20 protein-coding genes are annotated in these 20739 nt (G+C 69.7%); 12 read left to right on the forward strand and 8 right to left on the reverse strand.

Annotated features, from left to right (window positions below; genetic code table 11):
* Nucleotides 1-311: 311 nt before the first annotated feature.
* Nucleotides 312-665 carry a helix-turn-helix domain-containing protein gene (locus QH270_RS10040; RefSeq protein ID WP_280340375.1) on the forward strand — a complete coding sequence of 118 codons (354 nt, stop codon included), beginning with the start codon at nucleotides 312-314 and terminating at the stop codon, nucleotides 663-665.
* Between the two features lie 39 nt (nucleotides 666-704).
* On the opposite strand, the gene QH270_RS10045 is transcribed toward QH270_RS10040, so the two are convergent.
* Nucleotides 705-1271, reverse strand: a complete 567-nt coding sequence (locus QH270_RS10045; RefSeq protein WP_280340376.1) for a TetR/AcrR family transcriptional regulator — start codon at nucleotides 1269-1271, stop codon at nucleotides 705-707.
* A 110-nt stretch (nucleotides 1272-1381) separates the two neighbouring features.
* Between QH270_RS10045 and QH270_RS10050 the strand changes: the two genes are divergently transcribed.
* Nucleotides 1382-1978 carry a GNAT family N-acetyltransferase gene (locus QH270_RS10050; RefSeq protein WP_280340377.1) on the forward strand — a complete coding sequence of 199 codons (597 nt, stop codon included), beginning with the start codon at nucleotides 1382-1384 and terminating at the stop codon, nucleotides 1976-1978.
* A gap of 80 nt (nucleotides 1979-2058) precedes the next feature.
* On the opposite strand, the gene QH270_RS10055 is transcribed toward QH270_RS10050, so the two are convergent.
* The 5 genes from QH270_RS10055 to QH270_RS10075 form a co-directional block, all read right to left on the reverse strand.
* Nucleotides 2059-3480, reverse strand: a complete 1422-nt coding sequence (locus QH270_RS10055; RefSeq protein WP_280340378.1) for an MFS transporter — start codon at nucleotides 3478-3480, stop codon at nucleotides 2059-2061.
* Nucleotides 3481-3561: 81 nt separating this feature from the next.
* Nucleotides 3562-4290 (reverse strand): enoyl-CoA hydratase/isomerase family protein, encoded by a 729-nt coding sequence (locus QH270_RS10060; protein WP_280340379.1) that lies wholly within the window; start codon nucleotides 4288-4290, stop codon nucleotides 3562-3564.
* A 4-nt stretch (nucleotides 4291-4294) separates the two neighbouring features.
* Nucleotides 4295-5494, reverse strand: a complete 1200-nt coding sequence (locus tag QH270_RS10065; RefSeq protein ID WP_280340381.1) for an acyl-CoA dehydrogenase family protein — start codon at nucleotides 5492-5494, stop codon at nucleotides 4295-4297.
* Nucleotides 5495-5514: 20 nt separating this feature from the next.
* Nucleotides 5515-7587, reverse strand: coding sequence for an acetate--CoA ligase family protein (locus QH270_RS10070; protein ID WP_280340382.1), 2073 nt, complete (start codon nucleotides 7585-7587; stop codon nucleotides 5515-5517).
* Nucleotides 7584-8429: an SDR family oxidoreductase gene (locus QH270_RS10075; protein ID WP_280340383.1), complete on the reverse strand. Its 846-nt coding sequence runs from the start codon at nucleotides 8427-8429 to the stop codon at nucleotides 7584-7586. Before QH270_RS10075 ends, QH270_RS10070 begins: the two co-directional genes overlap by 4 nt.
* Before the next feature lie 266 nt (nucleotides 8430-8695).
* Between QH270_RS10075 and QH270_RS10080 the strand changes: the two genes are divergently transcribed.
* From QH270_RS10080 to ligA, 5 genes are all read left to right on the forward strand, one after another.
* Entirely contained in the window at nucleotides 8696-9304 is a 609-nt protein-coding gene (locus QH270_RS10080) for a TetR/AcrR family transcriptional regulator (protein WP_280340385.1), read from the forward strand.
* A 206-nt stretch (nucleotides 9305-9510) separates the two neighbouring features.
* Entirely contained in the window at nucleotides 9511-10737 is a 1227-nt protein-coding gene (locus QH270_RS10085; RefSeq protein WP_280340387.1) for a cysteine desulfurase family protein, read from the forward strand.
* On the forward strand, nucleotides 10737-11852 hold the full coding sequence (mnmA, locus tag QH270_RS10090) for a tRNA 2-thiouridine(34) synthase MnmA (protein WP_280340388.1): 1116 nt from the start codon (nucleotides 10737-10739) through the stop codon (nucleotides 11850-11852). The genes QH270_RS10085 and mnmA overlap by 1 nt, the downstream gene beginning before the upstream one ends.
* A gap of 133 nt (nucleotides 11853-11985) precedes the next feature.
* On the forward strand, nucleotides 11986-13026 hold the full coding sequence (locus tag QH270_RS10095; RefSeq protein ID WP_280340437.1) for a methionine synthase: 1041 nt from the start codon (nucleotides 11986-11988) through the stop codon (nucleotides 13024-13026).
* A 106-nt stretch (nucleotides 13027-13132) separates the two neighbouring features.
* A complete protein-coding gene (ligA, locus tag QH270_RS10100; RefSeq protein WP_280340389.1) occupies nucleotides 13133-15259 on the forward strand; it encodes an NAD-dependent DNA ligase LigA in 2127 nt (708 codons plus the stop codon).
* Nucleotides 15260-15299: 40 nt separating this feature from the next.
* Here ligA and QH270_RS10105 read toward each other — a convergent pair whose 3' ends face one another.
* A complete protein-coding gene (locus QH270_RS10105; protein WP_280340390.1) occupies nucleotides 15300-15650 on the reverse strand; it encodes a hypothetical protein in 351 nt (116 codons plus the stop codon).
* A 236-nt stretch (nucleotides 15651-15886) separates the two neighbouring features.
* On the opposite strand from QH270_RS10105, the gene QH270_RS10110 reads away from it, so the two are divergent.
* The 3 genes from QH270_RS10110 (at nucleotide 15887) to QH270_RS10120 (ending at nucleotide 18061) form a co-directional block, all read left to right on the forward strand.
* Complete coding sequence (locus QH270_RS10110) at nucleotides 15887-17071, forward strand: AAA family ATPase (RefSeq protein ID WP_280340391.1); 1185 nt, start codon at nucleotides 15887-15889, stop codon at nucleotides 17069-17071.
* 53 nt (nucleotides 17072-17124) lie between these two features.
* Nucleotides 17125-17472, forward strand: a complete 348-nt coding sequence (locus tag QH270_RS10115) for a hypothetical protein (RefSeq protein WP_348537648.1) — start codon at nucleotides 17125-17127, stop codon at nucleotides 17470-17472.
* A 67-nt stretch (nucleotides 17473-17539) separates the two neighbouring features.
* Nucleotides 17540-18061 (forward strand): GNAT family N-acetyltransferase, encoded by a 522-nt coding sequence (locus tag QH270_RS10120; protein ID WP_280340393.1) that lies wholly within the window; start codon nucleotides 17540-17542, stop codon nucleotides 18059-18061.
* On the opposite strand, the gene QH270_RS10125 is transcribed toward QH270_RS10120, so the two are convergent.
* Nucleotides 18054-18704 carry an amino acid-binding protein gene (locus QH270_RS10125; RefSeq protein ID WP_280340394.1) on the reverse strand — a complete coding sequence of 217 codons (651 nt, stop codon included), beginning with the start codon at nucleotides 18702-18704 and terminating at the stop codon, nucleotides 18054-18056. The genes QH270_RS10120 and QH270_RS10125 overlap by 8 nt on opposite strands.
* 234 nt (nucleotides 18705-18938) lie before the next feature.
* On the opposite strand from QH270_RS10125, the gene gatC reads away from it, so the two are divergent.
* Nucleotides 18939-19235, forward strand: a complete 297-nt coding sequence (gene gatC / locus QH270_RS10130) for an Asp-tRNA(Asn)/Glu-tRNA(Gln) amidotransferase subunit GatC (RefSeq protein ID WP_067493225.1) — start codon at nucleotides 18939-18941, stop codon at nucleotides 19233-19235.
* Nucleotides 19232-20719 (forward strand): Asp-tRNA(Asn)/Glu-tRNA(Gln) amidotransferase subunit GatA, encoded by a 1488-nt coding sequence (gene gatA, locus QH270_RS10135; RefSeq protein WP_280340395.1) that lies wholly within the window; start codon nucleotides 19232-19234, stop codon nucleotides 20717-20719. Before gatC ends, gatA begins: the two co-directional genes overlap by 4 nt.
* The last annotated feature ends 20 nt before the right edge of the window (nucleotides 20720-20739 follow it).

Below are 20739 nucleotides of genomic sequence, written 5' to 3' on the forward strand. Positions count from 1 at the left end.
GGCAGGTGAACTGCTCGGGATGACAGTTCAACCGTCCCCTCTGGCGGAGGCGCGAATCCGGTGCACTCGGCCGGGCCGCCGGAGGGGGCGAAGACCGCGAACCATGCAGCACCGCAGGAGAAACCGACAATCTTGGAGGTGGTGGCCACTGAGCAGTCATTTACCAGTCCCGCATCCCGGGAAGTGTCGGATGCGGTGTCCCGGATCGGCCTTCACGGCCGGTTGAGTAAATGAAATCAATCCCTCAGACGTAAACCAGGCCCCGGCGCCCAGCGCGCCGGGGCCTTCCGGCATTGAACCCGAGAGGTCTCGTGCAGCACCCGAACATCGATCCCGCCGACGGCCTCACCGCCGCGGACAAACTCGACGACGACACCTATCCCGCCTACAGCATGGGTCGCGCCGCGGCGATCCTCGGTGTCACCCAGGCCTTCCTGCGCGGCCTCGACGCCGCCGGGCTGCTCACCCCGCAGCGGTCCGCCGGCGGGCACCGCCGCTACTCGCGCTACCAACTGCGTATCGCCGCACGCGTGCGCGAACTCGTCGACGCGGGCAACGGGCTGGACGCGGCGTGCCGGATCGTCATTCTCGAGGATCAGCTCGCCGAGGCACAGCGCATCAACATCGACCTGCAGCGTGAACTCGACAGCCGGGGCGACAGCTGACGTCGGGTCGACCGAGCGCCGCCCGCGCCGGGCCCGGCCTCATCCGGTCTCGGCTCGAATCGCCGACCGCATGACCGCCCGCACCGCCAGCGGCGGGTCGTCGGTGATCCGGGTGATCCCCGCGAGTCCGACGCCGAGCATCAGGAGCCGGCCCGCGGCCATGCGCGCCGCCGTCGTGTCGGCGAGCACGTCGGCCAGTACGCCGGTGAGGACGTCGGTCAAACGCGTGAGGGTTTCGACATAGGCGTTCGCGACCGGGCCGCGTATCTGGGCGTGCGCGCCGGCCTCGGCCCACCGGGCCAGCGCGTTTCCCTCGTCGCCGCTCTCGTCGACCAGGTCGGCGAAGAACAGTGCCAGCGCGGCGGCCGCATCGAGGCCGACGATCGCGCGCTGATAGGCCTCGATCTCGCGGGCCGCGTAGCGCCGCCACGCCTCGGCCACGAGGTCATCGGTCGAGGTGAAGTGATGGTGTATCTGTCCCTGCGAGCCGCCGAGCTCGCTCGCGACGGCCCGTGCCGTCACCGCGCTCAGTCCTTCTCGTGCCACCACCGCGGCGGCCGCCTCGACGATCGAGTCACGGCGCGCGGCGCGGGCCAGATAAGCCATCCATTCCCCCTCACGCGTTCGCTCGGCCTCGGACACCGAACCTCGAGGTGCGATCGTACGCGGCGGAAAAGCGGTGGACACCAAATTTGTACATGGGTACAAATTGACGCATGTCCACCACGATCCGCCCCTTGACCACCGCAGACCTCGACCGCGCAGCGCAGATCCTCGGCGCGGCCTTCGCCGACTACCCCTGGACGAACTGGTGCGTCGCCGAAGACGCCCACGTGGAACGCATCTCATCGCTGCAGCGCGTCTACCTCGAGCACCTGGCGCTGCCACACGGGAGCGCCTTCATCGACGGCACCGGCAACGGCGTGATCGCCTTCCTCCCGCCGGACACCCCGGCGCCGGCGGCGGAGGTGTCGGCCAGGATCGCGCACCTGCACGGCGACCGACTCGATCACCTGATGACGGCCGAAGAACAGATCTCGAGGCTGCCGGTCCCCGACGACGCCTGGGTGCTGGCGACCATCGGCACCACACCGCACTCCCGAGGAACCGGGCTCGGCACCGCGCTGATGAAACACGGCCTGACCGAACTCGACCGCGCCGGCCACGCCTGCTGGCTCGACACCTCGACCGAACGAAACCTCCCGCTGTATCAGCGATTCGGATTCACGGTCGTGGACCACCTCGTCCTCGACGGCGGCGACGTGCCGGTGTGGCGAATGCACCGCCGCGCAGCCACGCACCCGGCGGGGTGAGACGCCGAATATCCTGGACCACGGCAGGGTCCAGGATATTCCGGCCTAACGGCCGGTGCTGTGCGGTCCGGTTCGCCGGCTCAGACCAGCAATCCGTCCGACTCTCCGCGGCGGTTCACCTCGAGGTTCCGCACCGCGATATTCGGTGGCGCTACGACCGGGTCGGCGACGGAGGACACTTCTTCCAACGATCGGCCCTTGGTCTCGGGGGACATGAAGAAGCAGATCACGAAAGCCACCGCGGTCAACACGGCGCCGAACATCATCGTGGTGCCCGTTCCCAGCTCGGCGATGCTCAGTGGCAGTAGGTACGTGCCGGTGGCGGCGCCGAAACGGCTGACCGCCGTGGCGATTCCCACGGCCGTGGCCCGGAACTCGGTCGGGAAGAGTTCGTTGGGGTAGATCCACACGAGGATGCTCGGCCCACCGGAGATGAAGGCGTACGCGCAGAACGCGGCGACCACGAACCAGAGCGGTCCGTCGGCCCACAGCCACAGTCCGGCCAGCGGCAGCACCATCAGGGCCAGGGGGATCACGGCGATGGGACGTCGACCCCACTTCTCCACCAGCAGCAGCGCCGGAATGGAACCGGCCACGATGAGCCCGATGACGACGGTCTCCACGATGAGGCCGGTGGATCCGCCGCCGGAGATGTCGAACCCGGACAGGATGGTGGGCAGGAAGGTCAACAGCGCGTACAGCGGGGTGACGACGGCCAGGTAGAGGACGCTGCACATGACGAGCCGGGCGAGATACTGTCCACGGAAATAGATCCGCAGGTCTGTCCCCGGCTTGTCCGCTCGGTCCTCGACGGTGACCGAGGAGAGGTCGAGTTTTTCGCCGTAGATCTTCTCGACCACGGCCTCCGCGTCGGCGACCCGGCCGTTCTTCAGCAGCCACCGCGGTGACTCGGGGATGCCACGTCGCACAAGGATCACGATCACCCCGAGGATCGCGCTGGAAGCCAGGAGCAGTCGCCAGTGGTCGTTGCCGCCGGAGATGCCGACGACGAGCGCGCCCACGATGTAGGCCGAGACGGCGCCGGCCGACCACGCAACGGCTGACATTCCCACCATCGCGCCGCGCTTCTTGGTGGGCGTGAACTCGGTGAGCAGCGAGGTGGCGATCGGATAGTCCGCGCCGATCGCCGCGCCGATGACGAAGCGAAGGACGATGAGCTGCCATGGCTCCTGGACGAACACCGACATGGCGCAGGCGAGGACCAACACGACGAGGTCGAGCGCGTACATCTTCTCGCGACCGATGCGGTCGGTGAGGAATCCGAACACGGTGGCACCGAAGAAGATGCCGATCAGGGAGGCGGCGCCGATCAGGCCCGCCTCGGCTGTCGTCGGGTGAAGCTGTTCGGATACCCCGAGCAGTGCCACGCCGATGATGCTCATGACGTAGCCGTCCAGGAACGGTCCGCCACAGCATGCGATCAGGAGTTTGGTGTGGAACCCGCGCTGTGCGGGTCTGTCCATCACGTCGAAGGAACTCATGTCGTCTCCACTACGTTCGAATTGAGTGCCCGCACCCTCGAGGTGGCGGGCGGGTCGGCCGGGCGCGGCGGCCGGGTGCCGCTAGGGCGTTGTCTTGTTGAGCGCCGAGTAGGCGAGCTGCTCGAGCAGCAACGCGGCGTGATGCGGGGTATCGGCGCTGAGGGTCAAGACCTGCTTGGTGACGCTCAGCGCCAAGGGCGAATACGCCGCGAGGTCATGGGCGATTCTCAGCGCGTGCGCGATATGCCCTGCGGGGTCGGCGGTTTCGCTGACGACCCCCCACCGCTCGGCCTCGGCGATGTCGAACCGACGACCGCGCAGGACGAGGTCACGAGCGCGCCCCACGCCCACGATCCGGGTGATCCGGGCGACGCCGCCCGAGGAGGGAAGAATCCCGATGCCGATCTCGGGGAATCCGAACACCGCGCCGGGATCGGCGACGCGGATGTCGGTGGCGAGGGCGAGTTCGAGCCCACCACCGAGGCAGTAGCCGGTGATCGCCGACACGGTCGGCTGCGGTAGCCCCGCCAGCACCTCGTACACCGAGCCCGAGGCTCGGTAGTATTCGGCGATCGCCTCCGGCGTCATGGAGCGGAGTTCGGTGACATCCGCGCCGGCCGAGAACACCGATTCGCCGCCGGTGAGGACGACCGCGTGGCTCGTCCGCACCTCGGTGGTCCGCAGGGCGCCGAGTAGCTCGGCTTCCATGTGCGTGGACAGGGCGTTTCGCTTCCGCTCTCGCCGCAGCGTGATGACGGCGACGGTGCCGTCGCGGTGCACCTCGACGGCGCCGGCGTTCTCGGTCGGCACGATGTCACACCCCGTCCGTGGCGTACCGGAACGACAGCAGGTTGTCCAGGCCGCGCTTGTTGGCCTCGTTCGCGATGACGAGACGCTGGATCTCCGAGGTTCCCTCCCAGATCCGGTCGACACGCAGTTCACGCCACAGCCGCTCGACGGGGTAGTCGCGAATGTAGCCACGTCCGCCGAAGATCTGGACGGCCCGGTCGACCACCCGGTTCGATGCCTCGGAGGCCGCGAGCTTGACCGTCGCCGCCTTGGCGTGCAGCGTCTTTCGGAGATCGGTGTCGTTCGGGTCGGCCTGGTCGAACTCCCAGGCGACCTGGTGGGTGAGGGCCCGATTGGTCGCGATGTCGACGACGGAGTCCGCGATCATCGCCTGGATGAGCTGACGATTGATCAGGGGCTCGCCACCCTGGACCCGCTCCCGCGCCCAGTCCACTGCCAAAGTCAGCGCGCGCTCGGCGGCACCGATCGTGCGCGCGCCGATCATCAACCGTTCCTCGGTGAACCAGTCGCGGGTGAGGTCGTGGCCCTGTCCGATGCCGCCGAGCACGGCGTCCGCTCCCACCCGGACGTTCTCGAAGACGAACTCGGGGTGCTCGTAGACGAAGGTGTGCGTGTAGCGCGGGACGTTCTTGATCTTCACACCCGGGGTGTCGACGTCGATGAGGAAGATCGTCGCCGCGTGCTCCGGTTCGACATTGGCCAGCACGATGAGATAGTCGGCGACATCACCGACGGTGACGAACCACTTCTCGCCGTTGATGAGGTAGCCGCCCTGGCCGTCCGGTGTCGCCGTGGTGCTCGCGGCGGAGAAGTCCGAACCCGCGTTCGCCTCGGAGATCGCGACAGCGTCGCGGCGGTCGCCGCGGGCACCGGGGATCAGGTAGCGCTCCCGCTGCTCCGGGGTGGCGTGGGTGAGCGGGTTCGCGGGACGCCACACGGTGTCCCACAACGCGTTGGTGAGCTTGCCGAGTTCATCCTGGACCACCGCCTGTTCGAGCACCGTCAGTCCGGCGCCGCCGTATTCGACCGGGGTGTTGATCGCCTGGAGCCCTGATGCGAGCACCGCGGCCTTGATGGTGGCGTGCGATTCGTCGGACAGTCCGTTGTTCTTCTCGCACTCGTCCTCGAACTGCATGATCGTGTCGGTGAGGGCCCGTGCGCGCTTCTTGAGCTCGGCCAGGCGCGGGCTGTATGCGAATTCCATGGTGTCGGTACTTCCTTCGGTCAGAGGGTGTTCGATGAGGTGAGGACGATTCGCGCGTCGAGTCCGAGCGCGTGCTTGGGGGTGACGAACAGCGGATTGATCTCGAGTTCCGCGATCTCGGGGTGCGCGGCGGCCACGGCGGTGACCGCCGCGATCGCCGCAGCGGCCGCGTCGACGTCGACGGCCGGTCGGCCACGGAATCCCGCGAACAGTGCGGTCGCCCTGAGGCTTTCGATCAGCCCGCGTGCGGTCGCCGCGTCCACCGGGGCGAGCGCGAAGGCGACATCGGCGAGGACCTCGGTGTAGACCCCGCCGAGGCCGACCATCGCGACCGGTCCGAACCGAGGATCGGTCTGCACGCCGACGATGAGTTCGATGCCGTCGCTCAGATCGGCCATGCGCTCCACGCAGTAGGAGGGCGCCGCGAGCGCGTCGTCCATGGTGCGGAACGCTTCGGTGAGCTGCTGCGGGGTTCGCAGGCCGAGCGCCACCCCGCCGGAGTCGGACTTGTGGAGCAACCCCATGGCCTTCAGCACGACGGGGTATCCCATGGTGTCGGCCGCGGCCAGCGCCTCGGCGCCGTCGCGCACCAGTTCGGCGTCCGGGAATTCCACGCCGGCGCGGCGGAAGAGTTCCCTGGACTCCCAGTATCCGTCGCCGGTGACCGGCTCGACCGGCGTGTCCCGGACGTCCGCGCAGCACTGTGGCGCAGTGGTTCCCGCGATGACTCCGAGCGCGCCCGCGGCGTCCTCCACCGCCTGGAAGACCGGGACTCCGTCGTCGGCGAGGGCACGTGCCGCCGCGCTGTCGGGATGCATCGTGTGGACGACGACGGGCTTGTGGTGGGCGCGCGCCGTCGCCGCCATCGCGCGGGCGGTATCGATCTCCGCGCGGGCGAGGTTCTCGCCGTAACTGCCGTAGCCACCGAAGTATCCGGTGAGCAGGACGGAGTCGATGTCCGGGTTCCGCAGGATGGTGTCGAGTACCGAGACGAACGAGGTGATGTCCTGTTCGCCGGCGCCGGCCAGGTCGACGGGGTTGCTCACCCCGGCCGACGGCGGCAACAGGGTGCGCAGCGCGTCGCTGGTCTCGGTGTCGAACTGCGGAACCGAGAGTCCGGCCGCCTCGAGCACATCCGATGCGACACCGGCGTGCCCGCCGCCGTCGGCGACGACGCCGACTCTGCGCACCGCCGTCGGTCCGTAGCTGAGGAGTGTGGCCGTGACGTCCGCGAGTTGCCGCGGACTCGACACGCGATAGACCCCCGCGGCGCGGCACGCGGCGTCGATGACCGCGCTGTCGGAGGTCAGCGAACCCGTGTGCGACTTCGCCCCACGGATGGATGCCTCGCTGCTACCCACCGTCAGCAGCAGCACCGGTGTCCCGGCCCGGGCCGCCTCGGCGGCGGCATCGACGAACGCCCGCCCGTCACCGAAGTCCTCGCAGTACACGGCGATCAGGTCGGTGGCGTCGTGGTCGACACAGGAGCGGATGAGGTCGGCGGCGTTCAGGTCGGCCTGGTTGCCCAGCGAAGCGAACCGGGAGAACCCATGGCCCCGGGCCTCGAGGAACCGACTCAGTTCGAGCGCCATGTTGCCGCTCTGGGACAGCAGGGCGACCCGGCCCGCGGGCAGCGGGTTCGAGGCCAGCGTCAGCGAGGTGCTGGAGTCGGAGACGCCGAGGCAGTTCGGCCCGAGCAGGACGGCCCCAGCGGCCCTGACCCGCTGCACGACGCGATCCTGCACAGCCTTGCCCGCGGCGCCGAGTTCGGCGAAACCGGCGGTGACTCCGACGATCGCGGTGGCACCGGCGGCGAGGGCGTCGTCCACCGCCTCCTCGAAACCCTGTGCGGGAACGGTGATGACGACGAGATCGACGCACTCGTCGAGTTCGGAAAGGCTCCGGAGCGTGGGCTGCCCCAGGATGCGGTCGCCGCGACGATTGACGAGATGGACGGATCGGTGGTCCCGCATCCGGAGCGCTTGGACGCTGAGCCAGTTGCCGTATTTCGTCTCGTCGTTGCTCGCGCCGAGGACGGCGACCGACCGGGGGTCGAACAGCGCCGTGAGGTCGCGGTCGGTGGTCGTGCTCATCGCGCCACCTCGCGCTTCGGCTCGAGCTCCGGCGCGCGGTGTCCCGCGCCCCAGGCGTCGGCGCCGCCGTCGACGACCACGGTCGTCCCGGTGACATAGCTTCCGGCTCGCGAGGCGAGGAAGGTGACGACCCCGGACACATCCTCGGCCGTGCCGAGGCGTCCGAGGGGCACGGCCGACACCCAGGCCGCGCGGGCCTCCGGGGTGTAGTTGCCTTCCATCCCTTCGGTCGCGATGGTGCCGGGCGCGATGCAGATCGACCGGATCCCGTATCGGCTCCACTCGAGCGACAGCCCGGAGGCGAGATTCTCGAGTGCCGCGCGGGCCGAGCTGGCGTGCACCATCGAGGCGATGCCGCGGCGGGGCGAGAACGCCATGAAGAAGAGGCAGCCGGAGCGCTGCGGAATCATCGCGCGGACAGCGACCTCCCTGGTCACCGCCCAGGTGGCATCGACGGCGAGCCGGTGAACGGCACGCCATCCCTTGCTGGTGATGTCTTCGGCGGCGGCCGCGAACTGGCCGCCCGCGTTGTTGACGAGGATGTCGATCCGGCCGAACCGGGCGAGGGCCTGGTCGACCAGCCTGGTCACCTGATCCTCCTCGCGAATGTCGGCCGGTACCGCCAGCACGCGAGCTCCCAGCGCCTCGATGTCGGCCGCGGTCTTCTCGAGTGGTTCGGGCCGCCGCCCGCTGATCACGACGTCCGCGCCACACCTCGCCATGTCCAGGGCGATCGCGCGTCCGATCCCGGTGCCTCCACCGGTGATCAACGCCACCCGTCCGCGATGGACGTCGGGTCGCAGCAGCTGCCCGACACCACCACCTGGGATCTCACATTCCATCGAAGCTCCGCCTCCTCGCGGGTCAAACAGTCGACTGACTGATGCATCAGTTATAGCGTGATGCAGCCCACATCTGTCAAGGGCTCCCTGCAAATCTTCGCTCCGCCCCAGCTCGGTCCGGTCGCAAAATATGGGTTTGACCTGCTATTTGTGGGTCGAATGAAAATCGGACGCCAAGGCGCGGCGGGTTGTCCAGAAACTGACTGACGCGTCAGCAGGTCGCGTATGTTTTGATTGATCAGTCAGTGGCTGTAGAAGGAGGGACTGTGACCACTCAACTCACCGAGGACGCGCGGCGGACCAAGATCCTCGACGCCGCTGCTCAGTTGATCGCCGAACGCGGATATCACGCGGTCCGGATCTCCGACATCGCGAAAGTCGTCGGCACCAGCACCGGGGCGGTGCACTACTACTTTCCCGGCAAGAGCGACGTGTTGACGGCCGCTCTCCGGCACGCGATCGACAACGCGTTCGAACGGCAGAGCCGGGAACTCAAGCCGATCGACAACGCCCACGAACGTCTGCTGCGCCTGATCGACATGCAACTTCCCCGAGTCGGTCCGCTGCGCGACGAGTGGTCGATCTGGCTCCAGTTCTGGGCCGAGGCCACGTTGCGGCCGGAGTTGCGCCCGTTCCACAACACCTACTACGCCCGTTGGCACGACACCGTTGTCCGCATCGTCCGCCGGGGGCAACGTCAGGAGATCTTCCGCACCGATGTCGATCCGGAAACCATCGCGCAGCGGCTGACCGCCCTCACCGACGGGACAGCGATCCAGGTATTGACCGGTGCGCCGACGATGACCGTGGCCGCCATGAAAGAGGTTCTCGTGCAGTTCGTGCACGATGAGCTCATCGCGCCGCCGACCTGGTGATCCGCCTCGGCGGGGACAGGCGGTTCGCCGGAAGTCCGGTGCGCTCCGGTCAGGTGTCGACCATCCGGTGATCAGGCGGGCCGATCCAGGAATACCGACAGGCGATCCGCGTGTTGTGGATCGTGGGTGAATCGAAGAATAATCGCCGAAAGCAGGGGTGGACCCGAAAGATGCCCAGGTCAGCGGTGGGATAGGCTTTGTCGGTCATGGAGTCGGCTATTACGGGCCCGGTCAACGGTGCGCCCGACACGGTCTACCTCGATCACGCGGCGACCACTCCGATGGTGCCCGCCGCGGTCGAGGCGATGACGGCTGCGCTGGGCACAGTGGGTAATGCCTCGTCGTTGCACGGGTCGGGGCGGGCGGCGCGGCGGGCGCTGGAGGAGGCGCGCGAGTCGATCGCGGCCGATCTGGGGGCGCGGCCGTCGGAGGTGATCTTCACCTCCGGGGGGACCGAGAGCGACAACCTGGCCGTCAAGGGCATCTACTGGGGGCGCAGGGCGGCCGATCCGCGGCGCACCAGGATCGTCACCAGCGCGGTCGAGCATCACGCGGTGCTCGACGCCGTCGAGTGGCTGGAGAAGCACGAGGGCGCGCGGGTCAGCTGGCTGCCCGTCGACGCCGAGGGTGTCGTGTCGGCGCAGGCGCTGCGCGCGGAACTGGCCGAGCACGCCGACGAGGTGGCGCTGGTCAGCGTCATGTGGGCCAACAACGAGGTCGGCACCATTCAGCCGATCGCCGAATTGGCGGCCGTCGCACAGGAATTCGACATCCCGATGCACAGCGACGCGATCCAGGCGGTGACCCAGATCCCGATCGACTTCGGCACGAGCGGGCTGGCGGCACTGAGCGTGGCCGCGCACAAGGCGGGCGGTCCGCACGGCATCGGTGTGCTGCTGCTCGGCAGGCAGGTTCCGTGTGTGCCGCTGGTCCACGGCGGCGGGCACGAGCGTGACCTGCGGTCGGGCACCTCCGATGTGGCCGCCGCGGCCGGGATGGCCGCCGCGCTGCGCGCGGCCGTCGGTGACCTGCCCGCGCGCGCCGAAAGGCTGCGTGGCCTGCGTGACCAGCTGATCGCGGGGGTGCGGTCCGTCGTGCCCGAAGCGGTGCTCAACGGTCCACTCGACGAGCGCCGGCTGCCCGGCAACGCCCACTTCACCTTCCCCGGCTGCGAGGGTGACTCGCTGCTCATGCTGCTCGACGCCGCGGGCGTCGAATGTTCCACCGGGTCGGCCTGCAACGCGGGCGTGGCCTCGCCGAGTCATGTGCTCATCGCGATGGGGGTGGAGCCGTGGCAGGCGCGCAGTTCGCTGCGGTTCTCGCTCGGCCACACCTCGGCCGGGACCGATATCGACACACTGGTGACCGTTCTGCCGCAGGTCATCGAACGGGCCAGGGCCGCGGGCCTGGCCGGCGCTAGAGGAGGTGCCTGATGCGAGTACTCGCCGCGATGAGTGGTGGCGTCGATTCGGCGGTGGCCGCGGCGCGGGCCGTCGACGCCGGTCACGAGGTGGTCGGGGTGCACCTGGCGCTGTCGGCGTCACCGGGCACGCTGCGCACCGGGTCGCGCGGTTGCTGCTCCAAGGAGGACGCCGGTGACGCGCGCCGCGCCGCCGACGTACTCGGCATCCCGTTCTACGTCTGGGACTTCGCCGACCGTTTCAAGGAAGACGTGATCGACGATTTCGTCGCCGCCTACGCCGCGGGCGAGACGCCGAATCCGTGCCTGCGCTGCAACGAGAAGATCAAGTTCTCCGCCCTCGCCGACCGGGCGCGGGCGCTGGGCTTCGACGCCGTGGTCACCGGCCACTACGCCCGGCTCGAAGACGGCGTGCTGCGCCGTGCCGTCGACGCCGACAAGGACCAGTCCTACGTGCTCGCGGTGCTCACCGCCGAGCAGCTCTCGCGCGCCATGTTCCCGGTGGGCGACACCCCGAAGCCGCGCATCCGCGAGGAGGCCGCCGAGCGGGGGCTGGCCGTGGCGAACAAGCCCGACAGCCACGACATCTGCTTCATCCCCTCCGGCGACACCCGCGCGTTCCTCGGCGCCAAGATCGGCATCCGCCCCGGCGCCCTGGTCGACTCCGACGGCACGGTGCTCGGCGAGCACGAGGGCGTGCACGGTTTCACCGTCGGCCAGCGCAAGGGCCTCGGCCTGACCCACACCGCCGCCGACGGCAAGCCGCGCTACGTCACCGGGATCGATCCCGATTCGGGCACGGTCAAGGTCGGGTCGGTGGAGGAACTGCAGGTCGACGTCGTCACGGCCGATCGCGCCATCTGGACCTCGGGTGTGCGGCCGACCGAGCCGATCGAGTGCGTCGTCCAGGTGCGCGCGCACGGCGGCACCGCGCCGGCCGTGGTGACCCCGGCGGGCGAGGGTTTTGTCGCCCGGCTACGCGAACCGCTCACCGGCGTCGCCAAGGGCCAGGCCATCGTGCTGTACCTGCCCGACGCCGAGGGCGGCGACACGGTGGTCGGCAGCGGCACGATCAACGGCACCGACCGCGCGGGTGTCGCGGCGGATCAGGTAGACGTTTCGGCCTGACGACGAGGCGCTCTCGCGGGATCGGTAGCTCTCACCGGCACGCGAAGGCACCGGCGGGTGACGGCGACTCGAAGACACGAAAGGTGCACAGCGCGTGACTCTCTGGCGAAGCGAGCCCTCCGACGACGACACCGTGGCACCGGATCCCGTCGACCCGCTCGCCGGCGGGGTCGCCACGGGGATCGGTTCGTGGCCCGGCACCGACCCGCGCGAGGCGGCCGCGACCATCATCGGTGAGCTCGGCGACCTTCCGCACCTGGTCGAACTGCCCGGCCGCGGTGTCGGCGCCGACATGATCGGCCGGGTCTCCGCGCTGCTCGTCGACCTGCGCTTCGACTCGACGACACGCGGTTATCGACTGGCCGATCGTCCGGGCGCCGTCTCGCGCCGGGCCCGCGATCTGCTGCGCGTCGACCTCGACGCTCTCGAAGAAGCTTGGGAGACAGCCGGTCTGGCCGGGTCGGGCCGGGCGCTGAAGGTGCAGTCGGCGGGTCCGCTGACCCTCGCGGCGGAGGTGGAATTGCCCGGCGGCCACCGCGTCCTCAGCGATCCGGGCGCGGTCCGCGACCTCTCGGAGTCGCTCGCCGAGGGTCTGGCCCAGCACGTTGCCGAGATCCGCAGGCGGCTCGGCGCCCAGGTCGTTGTGCAGCTCGACGAACCCCGTCTCACCGCCGTCCTCGCGGGTTCGCTGCGTGGTCCGAGCATCCTCAACACCATCAGCGCGCTGCCCGAGCCCGAGGCGCTGCATCTTCTCGACACGGTGATCGGCGGGGCGTCGGCTCCCGTCGTGCTGCACAGCTGCGCGAGCCGACCGGCCATCGGCACCTTGCGCCGCACCGCCGCCGCGGCGATCGCCCTCGACGCGGCCACCATCGTCACCGCCGACCTCGACAGCCTCGGCGAAACCCTGGACGCCGGAAAGAAACTCTTCCTCGGCCTGGTGCCCACCGAAGCGCCGGCTACCCCACCGACCTGGCGCACCATCGCCGAACCGGGCGCCCGCCTGCTCGACCGCCTCGGTTTCCCGCGCCGCGTCCTCGCCGAGCAGATCCTGGTGACGCCGGCCTGTGGTCTGGCGGGTGCCTCGCACACCTGGTCGCGCCGGGCCCTCACACTCGCTAACGAGGTCGCGCGCGCCTTCGCCGAGGAGCCGGAGTCGGTCACCGTCGACTAGCGCCGCACCCCTGTTCTCCGCGACCGCGGTCAGCGACCGAAATGACCCCGCGACGTGCGGGAACGGTGGCCCGGAAGTGTCGGTGCCCTCGACTAGTCTTCGACGGGTGAGTGACAGCGAGAGCGTGGTTTCCGTGAGTACCGAGGGCGCGACCTCCGAGCAGCGGGTGCGATGGCAGCAGCTGGCGGACGAGGTGCGCGAGCACCAGTTCCGCTACTACGTGCGCGACGCGCCGATCATCTCCGACGGCGAGTTCGACACCCTGCTGCGCGAGCTGCAAGCCCTCGAGGACGCCCACCCCGACCTGCGGACCCCCGACTCGCCGACCCAGCTGGTCGGCGGCGGGTTCGCCACCGAGTTCACCGCCGTCGACCATCTCGAGCGGATGTTGTCGCTGGACAACGTGTTCGACTACGACGAACTGCGCGCCTGGGCGGGCCGGGTCGAAGCCGAGGCCGGGTCCGATCTGCACTACCTGTGCGAGGTGAAGATCGACGGCGTCGCGCTGAACCTGGTGTACGAGAACGGCAAACTCACCCGCGGCGCCACCCGCGGTGACGGGCGCACCGGCGAGGACGTCACCCTCAACGCGCGCACGATCGAGGACATCCCGGCCGAGCTCACCCCGCACCCGGACTTCCCGATCCCGGAACTGCTCGAGGTGCGCGGCGAGGTGTACTTCCGGCTCGAGGACTTCGAGACGCTCAACGCCCAGATCGTCGCCGAGGGCAAACCGCCGTACGCCAACCCGCGCAACACCGCGGCCGGTTCGCTGCGCCAGAAGAATCCGGCCGTCACCGCCCAGCGCAGGTTGCGGATGATCTGCCACGGTTTCGGCCGCATGGCTGGCTATCGGCCGCAGTCCCAGCACGAGGCCTATCAGGCGCTCGCGGCCTGGGGTCTGCCGGTCTCCGAGCACACCCGGCTGGTCAAGGGCATCGACGCCGTCATCGAGCGGGTCGCCTACTGGGGCGAGCACCGCCACGACATCGAGCACGAGATCGACGGCCAGGTGATCAAGGTCGACGAGATGGCGCTGCAACGCCGCCTCGGCTCCACCTCCCGCGCGCCCCGCTGGGCGATCGCCTACAAGTACCCGCCGGAGGAGGCCACGACCACGCTGCTCAATATCGAGGTCAATGTCGGGCGCACGGGCCGGGTCACCCCGTTCGCGGTGATGGCGCCGGTCTCGATCGCCGGGTCGACCGTGTCGATGGCGACCCTGCACAACGCCTCGGAGGTCAAGCGCAAGGGCGTGCTGATCGGCGACACCGTCACCATCCGCAAGGCCGGCGATGTGATCCCGGAGGTCCTCGGGCCCGTCGTCGACGCCCGCACCGGTGCCGAACGCGAATTCGTGATGCCGACGCACTGCCCGAACTGCGGCACCGAACTGGCGCCGGAGAAAGAGGGCGACGCCGACATCCGCTGCCCCAACCAGCAGTTCTGTCCGGCCCAGCTGCGCGAACGGGTGTTCCACCTCGCCAGCCGTGGCGGCTTCGACATCGAGGCGCTCGGCGACAAGGCCGCCGACGCGCTGCTGCGTTCGGGCGCCATCACCGACGAGGGCGACCTGTTCGACCTCGACGAGGAGCGCCTGCTGTCGGTGCCGCTGTTCACCAATCAGAAGGGGCAGCTCACCCAGAACGCGCATCGTCTGCTGGAGAATCTGCGCACCGTGAAGGAGCGGCCGCTGTGGCGGGTGCTGGTCGCGCTGTCGATCCGGCACGTCGGCCCGACCGCGGCCAGGGCGCTGGCGGCCGAATTCGGCAGCCTCGAACGCATCGAAGCCGCGTCGGTGGAAGAGCTCGCCGCCACCGACGGTGTCGGTCCCACCATCGCCGCGGCGGTCGGGGAGTGGTTCACCGTCGACTGGCATCGCGCCATCGTCGACAAGTGGCGCGCGGCGGGCGTGCGCATGGAGGACGAGCGCGACGAGTCCATCGAACGCACTCTCGATGGCCTGTCGATCGTCGTCACGGGGTCGCTGCAGACCTTCACCCGCGACGGCGCCAAGGAGGCGATCCTGGTGCGTGGCGGCAAGGCGGCCGGCTCGGTGTCGAAGAAGACCGCGTTCGTGGTGATCGGCGACTCACCCGGCTCGAAGGCGGCCAAGGCCGAGGAACTCGGCGTCCCGATCCTGGACGAGGACGGGTTCCGCGCGCTGCTGGCGGGTGGGCCCGCCGCGGTGACGCCGGAGTCCGCGGCCGACGAGGAGCCCGCCGCGGACTAGCGAGCGTGCGCGCGGTGGGCCGGGCCCACCGTGCGACCGATCAGTTCGGGGTGACGGTGACGGTGGCGCTGGTCTGCCCGCGCAGCTGGAACTGGGCGCACTGCCCGTTGCTGATCTCCACGTGCCTGCGCAGCTTCTTGCTCTCGCTGTCGATGTCGATCGTCACGTCGGTGCTGGTCATCGAGCACACTTTCGAGACACCGGCCAGCACATAGGTCTGCGAGCCCGCGCCCTGACAGGAGTTCGTCTCGTCACCGAGGAACACCCGGGCGGTCCCGTTCGGGCACGGGTCGGCGACCGCGTTCGGCGCGCCGAGCAACACCACCGGCACCGCGGCACCCGCGGTCACCGCCGCGACGACCACTCCGCGCACCATCATCCGAACAGCCATCACGCGCACCCATCCTCGTCATCGTCCGACACCTGGCGACCGGCGTGGCCGCGGTTGCCCAGCATGCTAGTAGCTCGCGGGAGAACACGCCCGGTCATCACCGGACCCGGCCGACGCCCCTAGACTGCGCACGGACGCGGGCGATTCGCCGGGTTCGGACCGATTCGGTCCGCGGCGGCGTCCTCCAGGCTGGCCAGTTCGAGAGGCGGTACGACCCCTTGCTGCGTAGTTTTCAGGTGACCAATCACGGATCGCTGGCCGAGGCGCAGCAGTTGCGGTTGAGCAAGGGCGGCGGGAGTTCGGTGGCCGTGCCGGTGACGGCGGTGCACGGGGTGGCGGCGTCGGGGAAGACGAGTCTGGTCGACGCGCTCGCGCAGATGCGTGACGCGGTGCTGCACTCGGTGAGTGGCTGGGACCCCTACGCCGGGCCGGTGCGCAGGCCGCATCTCGGATTCGCCGAGCGCCCCACGGAATTCGTCGCCGGCTTCGTCGCCGAGGGGGTGCCCTACACCTATGGTTTCCGCCTCGACAACGCCGATGTGATCGCGGAGTGGCTCTACACGCATCCGCGCTCGCGCAAGCGGATCGTGTTCGAGCGCACCGGCGATCAGGTCAAGATCGGACCGATGTTCGAGGCCGCCCGCTACGGCGTCGCCGCGCTGGTCCCGCTGGTGCGGCCCAACGCGTTGCTGCTGAGCCTGGCCGGGCAGCTCTACGCCGAGGCCCTGGTCCCCGCGTATCGCTGGTTCGCCGCGAACCTGCGGGTGCAGCAGGGCGAGGCCGACACCGACGCGCTCGCGCACGATCTCGGCAGCCACATCTCCCGCTCACCCGACAACGCCGCCCGCCTGCTGATGCTGCTGCGCACCGCCGACCTGGGCATCGAGGACCTGCTCGTCGCCGAACACGATCCGATGTACGCCGACTACCTGCGCGACCTCGACGCCGAGATCGCCGGACTGACCAGTCGATTCGAGCACGGTGGCGCCGACCCGATCCTGGTGGAGCGGGAACTGAGCACCCTGCGCGCGGCCCGTGACGCGCTGTATCGCCGGATGGTGGAGCGCCGCGGCGCCGGGCTGAGCCTGGTCCACGAGGGCGTCGACGTGCCGTTCGAACTGGCCGACGAGTCCACCGCCACCAGATCCCTGCTGCGGGTGCTGCCCGCGATGCTGGAGGCGCTCGACACCGGCCAGGTCCTCGCCGTCGACGACCTCGGTGCCGGACTGCCGGTGGAGGAGACCGACCGGCTCGTGCAGCTGTTCCAGAACCCGGAGACGAATGCCCGTGGGGCGCAACTGATCTACACCACCGCCAACCGCGCGCTGATCGACCGCAACAACGGCCGCTCGCAGCGCACCCGCACCGCCGTGTGGCAGCTGCGCCGGGAGCGGGGCGTCAGCGAACTCACTCCGCTGTGACGCCGTCGGCGTGACCGCGCTGTCCGCGCAGGTCGAGGCCTACCATGGGAGTCATGCTCGAAGTGGTGATGGCGGCGGCCATGGTGACGATGTTGCTCGTGACGCTCGGCGCCGTGTTCGCACACCGGTTCGGCCGCGGCGGCGCCCCGAATGTCGAGCAGGGTTCGCTCGTCGTCACCGGGGTCAGCCCGTTGCCCGCCATGACCGGCGAGCACTACGTGACGATCACCGGCACGCTGGTCGGGCCGTCGGTCCCCGAGACGGTGGTGTACCGGCGGTTCGCGTGGGATGCCGCGCAGTGGCCCTCGATCGGTGATCATCTCGTCGTGGCCTATCCGCCGCGCAATCCCCGCAACTGGATCGCCCAGCATCCGGGGATGCGGTCCTACCTCGGATCGTGATTCTCACCAGCGTCCTGACCCGCGGGTGAGGTGCGGATCACAAGCACGCGGATGGGATCATGGCCGTATGCAGGGCAAGTACCACCAGGTCACGGAGAACGGTCTTCTCCTCCGCACCGCCACCCCCGACGACTACACCGCCGTGGACGAGCTGACGGTCCAGGTCTACGTCGGTGACGGCTACATCGACCCCGATGACGGTTACGTGCGCGAACTCGGTGACGTCGCGCACCGGGCCGCCGCGGCCGAGGTGCTGGTCGCCGTGCACGAGGACCGGATCGTCGGTTCGCTCACCGTCGCCGCGCCGGGCACGCCCTACGCGGAGATCGCCCGGCCGGGTGAGCTGGAGTTCCGCATGCTCGCGGTGTCGAAGGACGCGCGTGGCCTCGGCGTCGGCACCGCGCTGGTGCGCGCGGTGATCGACGAGGCACGGGCCGGTGGCTACGACGCCGTGGCGTTGACCACCATGGGCACGATGGTCGACGCGCACCGCATCTACAAGCGGCTGGGATTCGTCGGTGTGCCGGAACGGGATTGGGCCACCGACGACGGCCTGCCGCTGTACGTGATGCGGCTGGCGCTCAGCTGAGCACGGTCGCGACGATCCCGGCCAGATAGCCCAGCCGGGCCACCTCCGACGGCCGGAATTCCGGCCCGCCCGGCCTGCCGAGCAGCAGCGCCTTACCGGTGTTGCCCAGCGGCGCGGCCGCGAGCTTGGTGTCCATGTCGCGCCAGATCTGCGGCACCCAGTCGGCCTCGCCGTCGAGCCACGACGGCTTCTCCAGCGGCATCCACGGTGCCGAACCCGCTTGCGTCTCAGGCGCACTCGGGCTGCCGACCACCCGGTAGGCCCCCGCGGGGCCCATGCCGATGATCGTCGACCAGCCCACCCGCAGCACGCGCGGCACCCCGTCGACGAGGACCTGCATCCGATCGTCGCGGGCGCTGGCCACCTGGTCGATCAGCTCGAGTTCGCGATGGGTGTCGAGCACCCCGGAGTAGGGCCGGATCGAGTCGACGCTCACATCGTGCACCGATTCCGCGGCGGTGATGAGGGTGTCGGGCAGGGCGCCGGTGGGGACCTCCACCACGAGGTCGTCGACGGCGAACCCGGCGCCTCGCTCCACGACGTCGAGCGAGAGGATGTCCGCGCCGACCCCGCCGAGGGCGAGTGCGAGGGAACCGAGGCTTCCCGGTCGATCCGGAAGTTGCACGCGGAGCAGGAATGACACGTGCGTTCCTTTCCTAGGGCCGGGTGGTCCGAGACGAATACCCGGTGACGCAATACTTACACCCCCGAACGCGGGTTCTCGACTCGAAGTATGCGCCCAACCGCACGACATGCGCGAACTTTCGAGGGAGGTGGTGGGCCCGGTCGGCGCGGGGCGGGTGCGTCGGGGGCCCGCGGACCCGCTGACTAGGCTGTACCCACTACTGCCTAAACCGAAGCCGAAAGGGGTCCCGCGGTGCCCGCAATCTCCCGCGACGAGGTCGCTCACCTCGCCCGGCTGTCCCGGCTGGCGTTGACCGACGCCGAACTCGACCAGTTCGCCGGTCAGCTGGATTCGATCCTCAGCCACGTGCGGACCATCTCCGAGGTCGCCGCCGACGTCCCCGCCACCGCGTCGCCGAATCCGACGACCAATGTGACCAGGCCCGACGTGGTCGTGCCAGGTCTGACTCCCGAGCAGGCGCTGGACCAGGCGCCCGCCGTGGAGGAGCAGCGTTTCCTGGTCCCGCAGATCCTGGGAGAGGGCGAATGAGTGAGCTGACCACGCTGTCGGCGGCCGAGCTGGCAGCCAAGATCCACGGTGGCGAGGTGTCCTCGACCGAGGTCACCCAGGCGCACCTGGATCGCATCGCCGCGGTCGACGGTGAGCTCAACGCCTTCCTGCACGTCGCGGGCGACCAGGCACTGGCCGCGGCCGCCGTGGTCGACGCCGCGCTGGCCGCGGGGGAGACCCCGGCCTCCGCGCTGGCGGGAGTTCCGTTGGCGCTCAAGGATGTCTTCACCACCACCGACATGCCGACCACGTGCGCGTCGAAGGTGCTGGAGGGCTGGATGTCGCCCTACGACGCGACGGTCACCACCCGGCTGCGCGCCGCGGGCATCCCGATCCTCGGCAAGACCAATATGGACGAGTTCGCGATGGGCTCCTCCACGGAGAACTCCGCCTACGGCCCCACCCGCAACCCGTGGGACACCACCCGCATCCCCGGCGGCTCGGGCGGCGGTTCGGCGGCGGCGCTGGCCTCGTTCCAGGCCCCGCTGGCCATCGGCACCGACACCGGCGGCTCCATCCGTCAGCCCGCCGCGGTCACCGCGACGGTCGGCGTGAAGCCCACCTACGGCACCGTCTCGCGCTACGGTCTCGTCGCGTGCGCGTCGTCGCTGGATCAGGGCGGCCCGTGCGGTCGCACGGTGCTCGACACCGCGCTGCTGCACGAGGTGATCGCCGGGCACGATCCGCGCGACTCCACCTCCCGCGACGTGCCGGTGGCCCCGGTGGTCGCGGCCGCGAAGCAGGGCGCCAACGGCGACCTGTCCGGCGTGCGCGTCGGCGTGGTGCGTGAATTGCATTCCGACAGTTACCAGCCCGGTGTGCTGGCCTCCTTCGACGCCGCGGTCGCGGTGCTGAAGGAACTCGGCGCCGAGGTGATCGAGGTGTCGTGCCCGAACTTCGAGTACGCGCTGTCCTCGTACTACCTGGTGATGCCCTCGGAGGTGTCGTCGAACCTGGCCCGCTTCGACGCGATGCGTTACGGCCTGCGCGTCGGTGACGACGGCAGCCACAGCGCCGACCAGGTGATGTCGCTGACCCGGGAGGCCGGTTTCGGCCCGGAGGTCAAGCGCCGCATCATCATCGGCACCTACGCCCTCTCGGCCGGGTACTACGACGCCTACTACGGTCAGGCGCTCAAGGTCCGCACGATGATCGCGCAGGACTTCGACAAGGCCTACGAGCAGGTCGACGTGCTGGTCTCGCCGACGAGCCCGTTCACCCCGTGGAAGCTGGGCGAGAAGGTCGACGACCCGCTGGCCATGTACCTGTCGGACCTGTGCACGCTGCCGACCAACCTGGCCGGGCACTGCGGCATGTCGGTGCCGTCGGGGCTGTCCGCCGACGACAACCTGCCGGTGGGCCTGCAGATCATGGCGCCCGCGCTGGCCGATGACCGGCTGTACCGGGTGGGCGCGGCCTACGAGCTCGCCCGGGGCGCGCTGCCCGTGCCCGCGGCGGTCTGAGCCGAGACGAACAGCGGGGT

The sequence above is a fragment of the Nocardia neocaledoniensis genome, assembly GCF_029868625.1.
Classification (GTDB): Bacteria; Actinomycetota; Actinomycetes; order Mycobacteriales; family Mycobacteriaceae; genus Nocardia; species Nocardia neocaledoniensis_A.